Annotated in this window: 16 protein-coding genes; 15 read left to right on the forward strand and 1 reads right to left on the reverse strand. The window is 56.9% G+C overall.

Annotated features, from left to right (window positions below):
* Positions 1-61 precede the first annotated feature (61 nt).
* From HOP44_RS04595 to HOP44_RS04605, 3 genes are all read left to right on the forward strand, one after another.
* Positions 62-385 carry a hypothetical protein gene (locus HOP44_RS04595; protein ID WP_172250951.1) on the forward strand — a complete coding sequence of 108 codons (324 nt, stop codon included), beginning with the start codon at positions 62-64 and terminating at the stop codon, positions 383-385.
* Positions 386-432: 47 nt separating this feature from the next.
* The gene (locus HOP44_RS04600) at positions 433-1,227 is read left to right on the forward strand and encodes a prolipoprotein diacylglyceryl transferase family protein (RefSeq protein ID WP_172250952.1); all 795 of its coding nucleotides are present in this window, start codon (positions 433-435) and stop codon (positions 1,225-1,227) included.
* A 99-nt stretch (positions 1,228-1,326) separates the two neighbouring features.
* Positions 1,327-2,754 carry a radical SAM protein gene (locus tag HOP44_RS04605; protein ID WP_172250953.1) on the forward strand — a complete coding sequence of 476 codons (1,428 nt, stop codon included), beginning with the start codon at positions 1,327-1,329 and terminating at the stop codon, positions 2,752-2,754.
* A 96-nt stretch (positions 2,755-2,850) separates the two neighbouring features.
* Here the strand turns inward: HOP44_RS04605 and HOP44_RS04610 are convergent, their stop codons facing one another.
* Positions 2,851-4,086: an MDR family MFS transporter gene (locus HOP44_RS04610; protein ID WP_172250954.1), complete on the reverse strand. Its 1,236-nt coding sequence runs from the start codon at positions 4,084-4,086 to the stop codon at positions 2,851-2,853.
* A gap of 150 nt (positions 4,087-4,236) precedes the next feature.
* Between HOP44_RS04610 and HOP44_RS04615 the strand changes: the two genes are divergently transcribed.
* From HOP44_RS04615 to HOP44_RS04670, 12 genes are all read left to right on the forward strand, one after another.
* Positions 4,237-6,015 carry an ABC transporter substrate-binding protein gene (locus tag HOP44_RS04615; RefSeq protein WP_172250955.1) on the forward strand — a complete coding sequence of 593 codons (1,779 nt, stop codon included), beginning with the start codon at positions 4,237-4,239 and terminating at the stop codon, positions 6,013-6,015.
* 78 nt (positions 6,016-6,093) lie between these two features.
* The gene (locus HOP44_RS04620) at positions 6,094-7,083 is read left to right on the forward strand and encodes a nucleoside hydrolase (protein WP_172250956.1); all 990 of its coding nucleotides are present in this window, start codon (positions 6,094-6,096) and stop codon (positions 7,081-7,083) included.
* Positions 7,084-7,116: 33 nt separating this feature from the next.
* Positions 7,117-8,529 carry a GNAT family N-acetyltransferase gene (locus HOP44_RS23130; RefSeq protein WP_172250957.1) on the forward strand — a complete coding sequence of 471 codons (1,413 nt, stop codon included), beginning with the start codon at positions 7,117-7,119 and terminating at the stop codon, positions 8,527-8,529.
* Positions 8,526-8,816, forward strand: coding sequence for an adhesin (locus tag HOP44_RS04630; protein WP_172250958.1), 291 nt, complete (start codon positions 8,526-8,528; stop codon positions 8,814-8,816). Before HOP44_RS23130 ends, HOP44_RS04630 begins: the two co-directional genes overlap by 4 nt.
* Before the next feature lie 35 nt (positions 8,817-8,851).
* Positions 8,852-9,520: an NUDIX hydrolase gene (locus HOP44_RS04635; protein WP_172250959.1), complete on the forward strand. Its 669-nt coding sequence runs from the start codon at positions 8,852-8,854 to the stop codon at positions 9,518-9,520.
* The gene (locus HOP44_RS04640; protein ID WP_172250960.1) at positions 9,517-9,750 is read left to right on the forward strand and encodes a hypothetical protein; all 234 of its coding nucleotides are present in this window, start codon (positions 9,517-9,519) and stop codon (positions 9,748-9,750) included. Before HOP44_RS04635 ends, HOP44_RS04640 begins: the two co-directional genes overlap by 4 nt.
* 275 nt (positions 9,751-10,025) lie before the next feature.
* Positions 10,026-10,856 (forward strand): hypothetical protein, encoded by an 831-nt coding sequence (locus tag HOP44_RS04645; RefSeq protein ID WP_172250961.1) that lies wholly within the window; start codon positions 10,026-10,028, stop codon positions 10,854-10,856.
* Between the two features lie 164 nt (positions 10,857-11,020).
* The gene (locus HOP44_RS04650) at positions 11,021-11,695 is read left to right on the forward strand and encodes a DUF4279 domain-containing protein (protein WP_172250962.1); all 675 of its coding nucleotides are present in this window, start codon (positions 11,021-11,023) and stop codon (positions 11,693-11,695) included.
* Between the two features lie 589 nt (positions 11,696-12,284).
* The gene (locus tag HOP44_RS04655; protein WP_172250963.1) at positions 12,285-13,241 is read left to right on the forward strand and encodes an NAD(P)/FAD-dependent oxidoreductase; all 957 of its coding nucleotides are present in this window, start codon (positions 12,285-12,287) and stop codon (positions 13,239-13,241) included.
* 95 nt (positions 13,242-13,336) lie between these two features.
* Entirely contained in the window at positions 13,337-13,753 is a 417-nt protein-coding gene (locus tag HOP44_RS04660; RefSeq protein WP_172250964.1) for a hypothetical protein, read from the forward strand.
* 110 nt (positions 13,754-13,863) lie between these two features.
* Positions 13,864-14,277 (forward strand): DUF3592 domain-containing protein, encoded by a 414-nt coding sequence (locus tag HOP44_RS04665; RefSeq protein ID WP_172250965.1) that lies wholly within the window; start codon positions 13,864-13,866, stop codon positions 14,275-14,277.
* Positions 14,278-14,306: 29 nt separating this feature from the next.
* Positions 14,307-15,482, forward strand: a complete 1,176-nt coding sequence (locus HOP44_RS04670; protein WP_172250966.1) for an epoxide hydrolase family protein — start codon at positions 14,307-14,309, stop codon at positions 15,480-15,482.
* Positions 15,483-15,587 lie beyond the last annotated feature (105 nt).

Below are 15,587 nucleotides of genomic sequence, written 5' to 3' on the forward strand. Positions count from 1 at the left end.
GGAAAAACATGGGTAAGAACCGAATAGAAAGTCATGCAAAAAAAGCGATGGAGGTGATCAGATGCAACAACCGCACTGCGCTTATCATCCCGACCGGGAAGCCCGTCACCAATGTACACACTGCGGCCGCATGCTGTGCGACGAGTGTTACAATCCGGCAACGAAAAGCTGTATCTACAAAGACTGCACCGCTTCGGGCATGCCTTCCGGCGAATGGTCCGCGTATCGGGAAGATCCAAGGGACCGTCCGGGCAGGCAGCCCGGAGACGGAAGTTGGTCGTCCAATCCGGGCTGCCAGATCGTGATCTCGATTCTGGCCATCATAGGCGGATTGTTCATGCTGCTGCTGGCGATCTGCGGAGGAATGATTTTCTTCAATTACTGAAACGGACGCGTGATCGAATCTGCTTGAAGTACGAAAGGAGGGAGCCTGTGGAATTCCCTGTTTATATTTGGCTCGGACCGTGGCGGATCCATCCGCATGTCTTGTTCGAGGCCCTGTCTTATTTCATCGGCTTCCGTCTTTATTTGTGGACACGCCGCCCGAGTGAAATGTCCAAGCTCGCCGGCCTGCAGATTTTGGGAGGCACCATCTTGGGCGCCGCGATCGGCGCCAAGATGCTTTATTATTTCGAAGACCCCGCAGCCACCTGGGAACAGCTTCGTCAGGGGAACCTCCTGTGGGGAGGCAAAACGATCGTGGGCGGGCTGCTCGGAGGATTGATCGGCGTCGAGCTGGCCAAGAAGTGGGCGGGCTGGAAATCGTCGACCGGGGACGATTTTGTCTATCCGTTGATCGTCGGCATGGCGATCGGACGGATCGGATGTTTCCTGACCGGACTGGAAGATCATACATATGGAATCGCCACTTCCTGGATCATCGGAGTCGATTTCGGCGACGGGATTTTGCGCCATCCGGCGCAGCTGTACGAGATCGGATTTTTGCTTGCGCTGGGCTTAATCCTGTATCCCCTGTATCGCAGCAGCAGAAAAGCGCAGCCGGGGCCGGACGGATACATCTCCGGAAAGATGTTCCAATGGTTTATGGCGGGTTATCTCGCGTTCCGTTTTGTTATCGAGTTTATCAAACCGACGCCGCATCCGTATTTCGGACTCAATAATATCCAGCTGGCCTGTATCGCGGGACTGATCTATTACGGCTGGCTGCTGGTCCGCCGCGGCGGAGACGGCAGCCGGATACGGGCAAACAAGCCGGCTGCCGGTTGATAACCGCAATCGTTCCCAAGTCTTCCCGAGCCGGCGAAGCTGCTCGGTTCGACGCATTTCGATCTTCCTATTCCACTATGAAAAGGAGCGTGTTCCGCCATGCCGAACCGTCCTTACCTGTACCATGAGCTGACCAACAGTATCTGCTCGACCTGCTACCGCAAGGTCGAGGCGAAGATCATCGAAGAAAACGGCCGGATGTACATGCTCAAACGCTGCCTTGTGCACGGCCCCGAGAAAGTGCTGATCTCGACCGATGTCGAGTATTACAAAAAAACGCGCGAATTCATTAAAGCTTCGGAAATGCCGCTTCGTTGGAATACCCCGATCAAGTACGGTTGCCCCTATGACTGCGGCTTGTGTCCGGACCACGAGCAGCACAGCTGCCTGACGCTGCTGGAAATTACGGATCACTGCAACATGAAATGCCCGATTTGTTTTGCCGAATCTTCGCCGCAGCGTACGACGCATCGTTCGCTCGAGCAGATCGGATTTATGCTGGACCGGATTATCGAGAACGAAGGCGAAGCGGATATCGTGCAGATCAGCGGCGGCGAGCCGACGACGCATCCGCAGTTTTTCGAAATTCTCGATCTCTGCCGCACGCGGCCGATCAAACATATCATGGTCAATACGAACGGCGTGCGCATCGCGCAGGACCGGGCGTTCACCGAACGGCTCGCTTCCTACATGCCGGGCTTCGAAATCTATTTGCAGTTCGACAGCTTCGAATCCCATGTGCTGAAGGAGCTGCGCGGCGCCGACGTGCGTCGGATTCGCGAGGATGCGATTCGCCATCTGAACGAATTCAATTTGTCCACGACCCTTGTCGTCACGCTCAAAAAAGGACTCAATGACCATGATGTCGGTACGATCATCCAATACGGATTGAAGCAGAAAGCGGTACGCGGAGTGACGATCCAGCCGATTCAGGCGGCGGGACGCCTGGAGGGATACGATCCTTCGACCGACCGCCTCACCGTCAGCGAAGTCCGGCAAATGATTATCGATCAGTCGGGCGTGTTCGAACCGGACGATATTCTGCCGGTGCCGTGCCATCCCGACTGCCTGGCGATGGGGTATGCGCTCAAGCTCGGAGGCGAGGTGCTGCCGCTGACCCGTATGATCGACAAAGAAACGCTGCTCGAAGGCGACAGCAACACGATCGTGTTCGAACATGATCCGATTGTGCGCGGCAAGCTGTTCGAACTGCTGTCGACCGGGCATTCGCCCGTTTCTTCGGCGCTGTCGCTCAAAAGTCTGCTCTGCTGCCTGCCGCTTGCGGCCGTGCCGGAAGAGATCGTATACGACAACGTGTTCCGCGTTATCATTATGCAGTTCCTCGATGCCTACAACTTCGACGTGCGCTCGGTCAAAAAATCGTGCGTGCATATCGCTCACCCGGACGGACGGATCATTCCGTTCGATACGTACAATATGTTCTACCGGGACGACAAGGAAACGCTGCTCGAAGAACGCAAAGCGGAGATTGCGACGGCCTGGGATTCTTCGCCGGGCTGCCGCTGACCGTACGAAACTGCGGCAGCGGATCTGCGAATACGTCCTGACCCGAAATAGAACGCCAAAAGCTGCGCCGACTCTCCAGCAGAGTCGGCGCAGCTTTTATTCGGATGCGGAGCGCCTATACGCCGCTTCCTTGGCCGTTAGGCGCCGATGCGCGGCCAGCAGGAACGGAAGTCCGCAGGCGGTCAGCAGCGCCAGCGGAGCGAAGACGGCGAATCCGCTTTGCAGCGCGAACCGATCCAGCAGCAGCCCTCCGACGATCGGCGCGGCGACATTGCCGATATTGTTGAACCCGATTGTGCCGAAATACGTTCCTTTCCACTCGGGCTGTGCGATCCGGTCGATCAGCATATCCAGCATCGTAAATAGCAGCACTTCGCCGACCGTAAAGACGAATACGCCGGTAAGCAGCAGCGGCAGTCCATGTCCCAGTCCGAACATCAGCAGCGAACCGGCCACGAACACGTTGCCGAAGATAAGCGGGACGACCGGACGGAACCGGCGGACAGTTTGGACGATAGGATATTGGACGATGAGTACAACCGCGGCGTTCATCGCCAGCATGTAGGAAAACAGTTCTTTGCCGTTCGCGATATTCGGGTTCAGCGTCAAGTACTGCGCCAGCGTCGAACTGAAATGTCCGTAGCCCAGCACGCAGAGCGTGGTTCCGATCAATACGGGCAGGAAGACCCGGTCGCGGCCCGTGACCGACAGCGCCTGACGGATTCGCGGAGGCGCGGAATCGCTTCGTGCGGGCATCATGCTGCGGTGCGCCGAGAACTGGGCGATCAGTACAAGTCCGTACAGGACGTACACGACCCCCGCGGCCACAAACGGCAGGGTCGATTCCGCCGAACCGAGGCGCAGTCCGAGAATCGGTCCGATCACGACTCCGATATTGATCGCCGCGTAGCGCAGATTGAATGCGAGCAGTTTGTGTTCGGGCGGCGTCGTGTCGGACAGCAGTGCCCGAGAAGCCGGTTCGAACACCGAGCGGCACAAGCCGTTCAATACATTGACGACAAAAAACATCCACACTTCGCTGGACGCCGCAAAACCGAAAAAGACGGCCGCCCAGAAAAAAACGGAAACAAGCAGAACTTTCTTGCGTCCGATCCGATCGGAGATGTATCCGCCGTAGAAACTTACCGAAACGCCGGCAAGCGAGCTTGCGGCGACGATAAATCCGGTGAGGGTCGCGGAGACACCCATCGTTCCTGTCAAATAGATCGCAAGAAAAGGGATGCTCATCGACGTAACGAGGCGGCCGAACATCGTGCCGACGATAATCGTCCAGGCAAGAGGGTGAATCTGTTTAAGCGTTTTTGGAATCATGGTTTTACCCTCCTTCTCGACGGCTTCCACCATTGTAATCCGTTAAAAGGGGAAGAAAAAGGGCAAGAATTATTTTGCTTTTTTCACCTTTTATATGGTGCAATACACATGAAGATTGGGGTGCGTCTATGCATGGAAAGGAGCAAACGGATGGATCATGGCATGATGCAGTATTTGCGGATTTACGATTACTTGAAAGATGGACGCTTCGGCGGGGAAGAGGAAGCGGCCGTCACGGTTGCGCAGTTGGCTGAACTGCTGCACTGCACGCCGCGCAACGTGAAGTTCGTGCTGCGCAAACTGGAAGAAGCGGGCTGGATCCGGTGGATGCCGGGCCGCGGGCGGGGGAACGGATCGAAGCTGCGCTTTTTGCGCTCCGCGGAAGAAGTGCTGGAGCAGCGGGTCCGCAGCCTGCTGGAACACGGGCGGGCAAGCGATGCGCTCGACCTGATCGCCCAATCCGGCGAGGACGAAACGCTCAAAGCGCGGCTGGGGTCGTTATTCAATCTCTACCTCGGGCTGCACAACGAACCGGCGGACAGCACGGATTACGATGTGCTGCGCATGATCCGCTACCGCAAAATGGAACCGCTCGATACATGCTCTGCGTATACGGCATTCGAAGTCTATATTCTCGGCCAAATTTACGAGACGCTGATCAAGTACGATGCGGCTTCGGGCAAATTCCAGCCGAGACTGGCGCATCGCTGGGAAGCAAGCGAACGCGGAGACCGCTGGACGTTTCATCTGCGCAAAGGCGTACGCTTTCACAACGGCCGCCTGTTCACGTCCGCCGACGTGCGCGAAACGCTGCTGCGGCTGCGCCGCAAAGAGTCCATGGCGCTGCGTCTGCTGTGCGACATCGAGCAGGTGGAGACCCCCGGCGAATATACGGTCATCTTCCGCCTGTCGCGTCCCAACACTTTTTTTCTGCATCTGGTCGGCAGTTTGTATCTGTCCGTCGTACCGGCGGAATCCGACGACGGGGAGCGTCCGATCGGCAGCGGACCGTTTCGCGTCTCCGAATTGAGCGAACACCGCCTGTCGCTGAGCGCGTTCGACGGCTATTACGGTTATCGGCCGCTGCTGGATCGGGTGGATGTCTGGTTCATGCCGAATGCCGACACGGAGATGCGCACGTATCATCTGTCGGAAGACGATGAGGTCGAAGGCAGCCGGCAGATCGATTCGCCCGCGCAGGGCTGCCGGTATTTGATCTTTAACTTTCGCCGCGAAGGCCCGCATCATCGGGCGGATTTTCGTCAAGCGATACGAATCCTGTATGACCGGGAGCTGCTGGTGAGCGAATTGGGCGGAGATCGCCTGGCGCCGGCTTCGGGTTTCCTGCCCCGGTTCAGCGACTCGTCGGCCCTGTCTTCCGGGACGCTGAACGATGCGCGGGCGCTTCTGCGCGCAAGCGGCTACGGCGGAGAAGCGGTGAGGCTCGTTTTTACCGACAAGAAGGAAGAATGGATCGAAGCCAACTGGCTGCGCCGCCGCGCGGATCGGATCGGACTGCGCCTCGAACCTTGCCCGTACGATCCCGCGCTCGGGTATCCGCAGGTGGACGGAGCGGAGCTTGCCATTGCCTCGGAAGTGCTCGAAGACGACTGGGAGCTCGACCTGTTGAACTTTTTTTTGAACGGCATCAATTATTTGGGGCGGATGCTGCTCGGCGAACAGCGGGAAGAGCTGCTTGCGCTGTTTGACGGGTTCATGACGGAAGACGACAGCGGCCGGGCCGAGATTTTCGCTCGGGCGCAGCGTCTGCTCGGGGACAACAACTGGCTGCTGTACGGTGCGCATACGAGCCACCGCGCCTACTTCAACCGCAGCCTGTACGGTTTGCGCATGGGGTCGCTGGGGTTTCCCAATTTGTCCCGGCTCTGGGTAAGAGGCGAAGACGGCGGTCCGTCGGACAGCCATTGAACCGCGCAGCATTCGATTCTATACTTGTAGAGGTAGGCGGCGGAATACCGCGCCTAAGAAAGAGAGGCTGATCCAAGCATGAAGATCTCTGAAGAAGCCGCGACGCCGCGGCGCAAAGTCATCATTGATACGGATACGGCGGGAGACGACACGATCGCGATCCTGACCGCCCTGCACCATTTCGACGTATTGGGCATTCTCATGACGGGCGGTAATGTCCGATTCGACCAGGAAGTCGAAAATGCGCTGTACACGATCCAGGTCGCGGGAAAAGGAGGCGCGGAAGGCGGTATTCCCGTCTACAAAGGCTGCGAACGGCCGCTGTTGGCCTCCTGGAATTCGCCGCCGCATCTCACCGTCGAAGACGTGCACGGCAGCGACGGCATGGGGGGCGCCAACTTTCCTCCGGCCATTCAGCGCCCGGCCGAAGGGCACGCGGTCGATTTCCTGATCGAGAGCGTGCATCGGCATCCCGGCGAGATCACGCTGCTGGCGATCGCGCCGCTGACCAATATCGCGATGGCGATCCAGAAAGACCCGACAATCGTGCCCCTAATTGCACATTTGTACATCATGGGCGGAACCAACAATGCGCTGGGCAACATTACGCCGGCGGCGGAATACAATTTCTATACCGATCCGGAAGCGGCCAGCCTTGTGCTGAACTCCGGCATCCCCGCGACGATGGTCGGCTGGGAGATGTGCACGGACTTTTCGCTGATGGACGACGAGGATCATGCGGAGATTGCGGCGCTCGGCACATCGGGTGCGGCATTTTTCGCTGCCGTCAACAAGGTGGTCATGTCGTTTAACAAAACGGTGCATCGCCTGAACGGTACGACGCATCCGGATACGCTGCTGATGGCGGTGGCCGCCGACGAGAGGATCATGACCCGCAGCGGCGAGTATTTTGTCGACGTAGAGACGAAGGGCGAATGGACGCGGGGCTACAGCGTAGTCGATATCAACGGACGTCTCGGCCTGCCGGCAAATGTACGGGTATGCGAAGGCATTGATCGGGTACGCTTCAAAACGATGCTGCTGGATGTGCTTGATTCGATCGAATAACCGAAGCCGGATTTCAACCAAGGAGGGAAAACGATGAGAAAACAAGAACTTCAGATCGACACGCAGATCCTGAAGAAGATCCGTATGGACTATTTACTCTATGCCCCTTCGAATGACGGAGAAGAGACCGGACACAAATGGCCGCTGATTTTGTATTTGCACGGAGCGGGAGGCAGCGGTTCGCAGCTGGACGAGCTTCGCAAAGAAGGCCTGCCCGCGCGGCTGGAAACCGAAAGCGAGTTTCCGTTTATCGTCGTCGCTCCGCAGTGCCCGCTTGGCGCTTTCTGGAATACACGCGAAGACGAAGTATTGGCGATTCTGAACGAGGTAACGGAAAACTGGAACGTCGATCCCGATCGCGTCTATCTGACCGGTTTCAGTATGGGCGCTTACGGAGTCTGGCAGTTGGCCGCGCATCACCGGGAACGTTTTGCCGCCATTGCGCCGGTCTCGGGCGGAGGAGATCCGGCCTACGCCCGGAAGCTGGCGGATATGCCAACGTGGATTTTTCATGGCGAAGACGATAAAGTGATCCGCCCGACCGAATCGGAGAAGATCGCCGAAGCCATGCGAAAAGCCGGTGCGGAAGTGGAACTTACGCTGTATCCGGGAATGGCACACGACTGCTGGAAAAAAGTGTACACCAACGATGCGCTGTACCGTTGGTTTATGGAGCATTCCGCCGTGCGCAAAATCGGACCTGTCAATGGATCTTCTCCTTCCGGGGAGATGCGAAGCGGCGTGGATATCCGAATTTCCGAAACCGCGGAAGGTTCGGAATTGCCCGATCCGGAACCCGATTCGCGTATTGTTCGTCCTTCCCGGGAAGACGGTCCGGCTGCGCTGGGGCTCTACAGCGACGGTACGGAGCGGCTGCGGATCGAGCCGGTGCGCGAAGGGGATGCCGAAGAGCTGCTGAGGCTCGAACAAGACAACCAGAGCTTTTTCCGCCGCTTTGCGGGCACGCGCGACGACTCTTTCTATACGCTCGAAAAGCAGGAAGAGCGTGTGCGCCGGGCGGTAGACGCGGCGGCTCTCGATCAACGTTATCTGTTTGCCGTGCGTGAACGCCAGACGGAAGCGATGACCGGGATCGTCGATTTGACGGGTGTCAGTCGGGGCAGCCTGCAGAGCGCATGGATCGGTTATTTTCTCGATTTGAAAGCCAATGGCCAAGGGTATATGACCGAAGCGGTACGTTTCGTGGTTCGGCACGCATTTGAAGTGTTGGCCCTGCACCGGATCGAAGCGGGCGTGATGCCGCATAACGAACCTTCGATCCGCGTGTTGGAAAAAGCGGGTTTTGTACGCGAAGGCCTGTCGCGGCGCAACGTGAAGATCGACGGGCGTTGGCGCGACCATGTCCTGCTGGCGATCCTGAATCCGAAAGATCTGGCGCAGGAAGAGTCGGAATCAAGCGGCGGCGCGGAGGATATCCATCCATGAAGATTACCGACAGCGCCAAAGCTTTTATCGAACGCGAAATGGAAAAGACCGGTATTCCTACCCTGCGCGTGCTCTCGAGCGGTCGGAGCTGCAGCTGCTGCGGTCCGGGCTTTCTCGTCAAGCTGGGCCGCGCGGAGCAGAACGATCGCGGCCTTACCGTTAACGGCCTCGAGATAGCGTACGAGCCGCATGCGGTGAGCTTCGTGGATACGCTCACGCTGGATCTGCTCGTCGACGAACGGGGAACGGGATTGGTGATGCACAGCGAAGACCGCTGCACGTTGTAGGGCGGAAGCCGAAAAGAAAGGGGCGATATGCCGTTATGGCCGTTACGGAAATGCTGGACATCTTCAATGAAAATCTCGAACCGGTCGGAACGGCGTCCCGTGGGGACGTACACGAACGGGGATTATGGCACCAGGTCTTTCACTGCTGGATTGTGTCGGGTTCGCCGGAGACCGGCTGGACGCTCCTGTTCCAGCTGCGTCATCCGGATAAGGAGTCTTTTCCGAACAAGCTGGATACGTCGAGCGCCGGGCATCTGCTTGCGGGCGAGACGAAGGAAGACGGACTGCGCGAGCTGGAAGAAGAACTCGGATTGCACGCCCGTTATGAAGAACTGACCTACTGCGGACTGCACCAAGAAGAATACCGTATCTCCGAGCATTATATGGACCGCGAGTTTACGCATGTGCATCTGTACCGCTGCAGCCTGCCCCTGGGCGAATACCGGGTGCAGCACAGCGAAGTATCGGGATTGTTCCGGGTCGAAGCGGAAGAATTCCGCGAACTGATCGGGGGACGGAGAGAGCGGATCACGGCCAGAGGGTTGACCTACGACGAGCAGCTTCGCCCGGTACCCGAAGAGCGTTCCGTGACCTGGGCAGATTTCACCGATAATACGGAAGAGTATTACGGACTGCTGTTTGGCGCTTTGGACCGTTTAGACCCAGGCGGCTCTCATCCTTCCCCGGCCGGCAGCCGGACATGACCCATCCATTCGCCCGGCGTATCCGGGAGATGTACCCGGAGATGCCGATCACGGATGTGCAGACCGAACATGCGGCGCGGCGTTATCTCGTATTCACGGTGAATCACCGGCTGGTTTTTCAGTTTGCCCGAACCGAAGCGGATGCCGAAGCGCTCAAGCGGAGACGCTGGAACAGCTCAACGGGACGGACGCGGCCGAGCGGGCAGCCGTCAGTTCGGCGGCCTTTCTGAGCCGGGGCCGATTCCACGCAAGCGTGCAGCCGCTGCGCGAAGCGCCGCATGGATCGGATCACGAAGAAGACGAATCGCTGCAGTACGGCTTGGCTGCCTATAAACGATATGCTTGCGGCCCGCCGGGCGGCAGCCGAGAAACTTAACGCTTCCGGCAACCCGTCTTAACATTCACCGAACATTTTTCCCGCAAAATAGAAGGATATGAAAAATGAACCCGCATTCGCGCCCGATAAGGCGGTGCGGATGCAGTGAAATGTTAAGGAGCTGAGAACATGAGCGAGTCGGCGGCGCACGGTTGGGAAGGGCTGGACGGTTTGGAGAAAGCGGCCGGAGAAGAAGTACGCACGCTGTGCGAACGTTATGCGCCTTATTTGATGTTTGATCTACGCGAACCTTTTCTGCCCAATCTGGTCGGATTTACGCGCCTGCAGCCTGAAGAAGAATCGCCTTCGTATCCCCGGTCGTTCAAAGAAAGCGATCCGCGTACCGCTTCCGTTTTGGAGTATGCGATCTGGTGGGATTATGAGATCGGTCACCTGTACCAGATGGAACAGGTCTGGATCTACCTCGGTCCCAATGGAGAGGTGCTGGACTGCGAAGCTACTTTTCACGGAAAAATACTCAAAGGCCTGCTTAAAAACCGGAGCAACCTGAGCGATGGTACGCATGTCCGGTTGTTCGCCCAACCCGGCAAACATGCTTTGTCGCCCATGCCGGAAGTATTCGAACTGCTGCCGGACCTGTACCTGGCTGCCGGTGCGCATGCCGGTGCGGACGGCCTGTATGCCGGCGGCGAGATTGCCTGTGCGCTGCCCGGCGGGGGCGAAGCCGACGAGATCCATACGAGGGTGAGACGCTACCTGCGTTCCTTCGCGTTCAAACCGGCGCTGGAATATACCGAGTACAGACTGCTGCCCGAGCAGTTTCTTCCCTGGACGAAACTTCGTGAAGCGATTCCGCTGCGTTTGGCCGACCGGCTGTTGGAACTTGAGCTGATCTTTGCCCGGGACGGACTGCGGGGAGCCGAAGAATCGGCGGCTGAGCGGCGTATGCGGCGGAGTCGGGAGAGTGGAAGCGGTGCGGGTCGGGAAGAAGCCAGATAAAAGTCAAACGATTCTGTCGCGATAAGCGGGAGAGTCGTTTTTTCGTTGGCCGACCGCTCGTTATCTCCCCGGTTTACCGGGGGTTCCGCTGCGTACTTGTTCGGTTTGTCCGGGATGGAAAGGTTGGTATACTGGGAAAAAGACGACGAAAGAAGGCGATCGCCATGAACAAAAAGAGCCAGCGCGAAAATGCGTTCAAAGCGGCTGCGATTCGCGAAATCCGCGAACGCCGCCTGGCCGTGACCCGTCAGCTGCTTGGCAATCAGACGCTTGCCCGTTACGGCGCCGAACCGTCTATTGCGGGCATCGTGGAAGAGGAAGAGAAGCATTCCGCCGCCGTTTATTTTCCCGTCGAGAACGAAGACTACTTTTTTGCAGTTTATCTCGATACGGATCCCGAAGCATCTCTGCGTTTCACGGGAATGGTGCCGGGCTGCCGCGTCTACGGAAGAATCGGTTCCGAGACCCGCAATCTTTCCGAACTGCTGAGTCTTTTTCCGTTGGAAGCCTGCGAGCAGTGGCAAAAAGGCGATCCGATCTCCAATCGGAGCTCGGCCCGGTGTTTGTTCAGCGGAATGACGATCGAACCGGATCAACGAATGTATGTGGAACCCGAAGCGAAGCTGGACGGTTTGCTGGATGTACTGGAACGCTACCCGGAACATTTCCCTCCGGCCGACGACTTTTTTGTACATATTCAGATTGCTTATTACGGCTACCGGGAGCAGATGTCGGGGATCCATCTGTCCGCCAAGGCCATGTCCCGACTGGCGGCTCTCGGACTGGAATTGGATATCGATCTTCATGCCGGCGGCCCCGATCTGTTTGCGGAACCCTGATCAAATCGGCGAACCGCCTCTTTTTTCGAACCCGCCCAGCCGAATTTTTATAATTAGCTTGCCAATTTGGAATCGGCGTGACAGTTTTGAAGCGGGCATGCAGTATCTGGAAGCCTGGATACGCGACGACCAGTGGGGAAGAGACTGGTATGCAGGCAGCGGATTCCGTCTGGTCGACTCGTATTTGCAGGTGTACGTAGAAGGGGAAAAAGATCTCAAGGCCTTGCCGAAAGCAAAATTCCACAGCTGCATTCCGTATCGGTGCTTGCCCATTACCCCGGTTCGGATAAAGCTTATATCCTGAGCAAATTCACTCGGGTACATGAGATGGGCCAGTTCGATTTGGATTTGACAGACCGGAATAATAATTAAATTTCAACACATGAAAAATTCACAATAATAAAACCAAAAAAAGCAGAAAAACAAACACAAAACCCCTCAAATCTTGACAAACCAAAATGATTACGAATATTATAGACATATATAGTCCCTGATTGAAACCGGCTTCTGCTCAGTTAGAAACGGTTTTTTTGAAGCAATAAAAGATATAGTATATCTATAATGGTTTTGATATGGAGGATGATCGATAATGAAAAAAACGAAAACAAATAACGAGTGGACGGATCAAGCGGATGTAGTGATTGTCGGAGGAGGACCGGCCGGCTTAAGTGCCGCGCTTGTGCTCGGCCGTGCCCGGCGCAGCGTCTTGGTCATCGACGAAGCGCTGCCCAGGCATCGGGTGACCGGACACTCCCACGGGTTCCTGACCCGGGACGGTATCGAACCGGAAGAACTGCGCAGAATCTCCCAGGAGCAGATCGCGAAGTATCCGTCGGTTCGTTTTGTGCAGGGAAGAGTAGTCGAAGCGGCAGGAAGCGATGGGGATTTCCGTCTGACTACGGGAAGCTCGGACGTATATCGGGCGGAGAAACTGCTGTTTGCCGTCGGAATGAAGGACCTCCCGATCGGGATCGAAGGTCTGGAAGACGTATATGGCAAAAGCGCGTATGTCTGTCCGTACTGCGACGGCTGGGAAATGCAGGATCGTCCGATCGGCATTCTTGCACAAGGCGATGCGGCTCTGCATCTGACACGCACGGTTACCGGCTGGAGCGATGATATCGCGCTGTTCACCAACGGAGAAGTCCGGAGCGATACGGAAAAAGAAGAGCTGCGGAGCAAAGGAGTCGAAGTCTACGAAGCGGCTGTTCGCCGGATCGTTTCGGCAGGCGGACAAACGCAGCGAATTATTCTGGAAGACGGAACGGATATTCCGAGAACGGCGATTTTCTTTGCTCCGAAACTGGCACCCGGATCGGAGCTTCCGGCGAAACTCGGCTGCGATACGATGGAATCCGGGGCCATGGCCGTAGACGAGTTGTGCCGATCGAGCGTAAGCGGAATTTTCGGCGCGGGAGACGGCGCTTCGCAGAGATATCAAGTCGCGGCAGCCGTAGCGGCGGGATCGACGGCCGGCGCGGTCATCAACTCCGAACTTCTTGAACGTGACTGGAAGCTGCGCGGTGCGGAATCCCGAATCCTGTAAATCGGTTCGCCGTACTTGAAGGTTGTTCCCCGCTGTCTGGGCCCATAGAATAAATTCAGGCACTGCAGAGACCGACAAAGAGGGTGAACAATCTGATGGATAGACCAAACGCACGGATGGAGTTCAGATACGAAGTAAGCAGACATGAAGTTCTGGAAACCGATGTGCCGCAGGAGCGGATCGCGCAAATGCTGCGGTTGATGGACGATCTGGATCGCACGTTTTGTGTGCTTTCCTTCAGCGACCAGCTCTATATTCAATGCGCCGGATCCGCGGAAGAGATGATTGTCGAAATGCGAGTCCCGCATCGTGACGAATTTCGGCATTTTGCAATCGGGCAAGAGATGCAAATACCGAAGAAGAACGGGTTTCTGCGTCCCAAATCGTCCAACCGCGAAGTTGTCGAAACTTTTGACGCCGCGGTGTCCGAAGTTTTGTTCCGGTACTTTGCCGAAACGCGGGATATTCCTCCGGGATTCGTTAAACGGGACATGACGGACTTTTTCGAATAAAATACCGTTCACGGAAGCCGGCGAAGCTTTTCGCCGGCTTCTTTTTTGATTGGAGAGTCCGCTTCTGAGGTAAATTACCGAATGAATACCGAAAACGGGGAGGAACTGGATTGAGCGGATCAGGCAGCGAAATCATTTTCTGGGTACTGGGCCTGCTTTGTATTGCTTTTGGCCTCTATTCCGGTGTTCGACAGCGCAGGCTGGCACAAAGCGAACACACGGTGCCGGGAGAGATCATACGTTATGAAGAGTTGGCGGACACGGGATTCGACAGGGCAAGTACCGGTATCAAATATTATCCGGTCGTGAGATTTCTTGCGGGGAACGTAAATGTGGAGCGAGTCTCGCAGCTTGGCAGCTCTGCGCCTCAGCCGCCGATCGGAACAAAGGTAGAGGTGCATTATCGGCCGGACAATACCGCGGCTTTCGAAATTTTGAGCGGAACCGACGCGCTGCGCAAGCAGACCGGGCCGATTGTGCTTGGCGTGGTCTTTTTGGCTGTCGGATTCGCACTTTTGCTGTAAATCAAGTGTAAATCAAGGAGGGAACCTGTATGCCAACCGACCGACCGATCATTCAACCGTACCATATCGATATTCCGCAAACCGACCTTGACGATCTGCATCAACGACTGGCTCGGACGCGGTGGCCGGAAGACGCTCCCGGAGGAGGCTGGAATTACGGTGTTCCGCTGACCTATATGCGCGAGCTGGCCGACTACTGGAGGAACGGCTACGATTGGCGCAAGCATGAAGCGGAGCTGAACGCCTACCCGCAGTTCATGACGCAGATCGGCGGAGAGAACGTACATTTTCTGCATATCCGTTCTTCCGAACCGGATGCGCTGCCGCTGCTGCTTATTCACGGCTGGCCGGGTTCGATCGTCGAATTTCTGGATCTGATCGGTCCGCTGACCCGTCCGCAGGATTATGGCCGGCCCGCTTCGGATGCTTTTCATCTGGTTATTCCGTCGCTCCCGGGCTACGGCTTCTCCGGTCCGACTTCGCAGGCGGGCATGGATTACAAAAGGATCGCCGGCATGTTCGTAACGCTGATGAAAAGGCTCGGTTACGAACGTTACGGGACGCAGGGCGGCGACTGGGGGTCTTTTATCTCGCTGGAGATCGGCGGCCGGGACCCCGGCAGTGTCGCCGGCGTTCACGTCAACATGCTGATGACCCCGCCGCCGGAGAATCCCAAACAGTTGGCCAAGCTCAAACCGGAAGATCGCGAGATGCTTGAGAAAATGAAACATTACGCCAAAGAGCAATCGGGCTATTCCGTCCAGCAGGGAACCCGTCCGCAGACGCTGTCTTACGCGCTGACGGATTCGCCGTCCGGGCAGTTGGCCTGGATCATCGAGAAATTCTACGAATGGACGGACAAGACCGGACTGCCCGAAGAAGCGATCGACAAGGACCGCCTGCTGACCAATGTCTCGATCTATTGGCTGACCGCAACGGCCGGTTCTTCGGCCCGTTTGTATTACGAAACGATGCATACCCAGGAGCCTCCGCTGCCGGAAGGCCTTTCTTCTGAGCATGCGCCTCCGCTCGGCGTTGCCGTGTTTCCCAAAGACGTCTCGCATCCGATCCGCGCTTGGGCGGAAGAGAAGTACAACGTCCGGCATTGGACCGAGTTCGACCGCGGCGGTCACTTCGCGGCGTTGGAAGAGCCGGAGCTGCTGACCGAAGATATCGTCGAATTTTTCCGTGAACTTCGCACCTGAGACGCCTGGACCGAGACCGTATACGGAAAAACTTGACGTGAAACGCGTTCCAGCCTGTACGGTAGGCAGTAAGGAACATCGGCCAACAGCCGATTCCATTTCCTA

It is taken from the genome of Saccharibacillus deserti, from assembly GCF_013618475.1.
Lineage (GTDB): Bacteria > Bacillota > Bacilli > Paenibacillales > Paenibacillaceae > Saccharibacillus > Saccharibacillus deserti.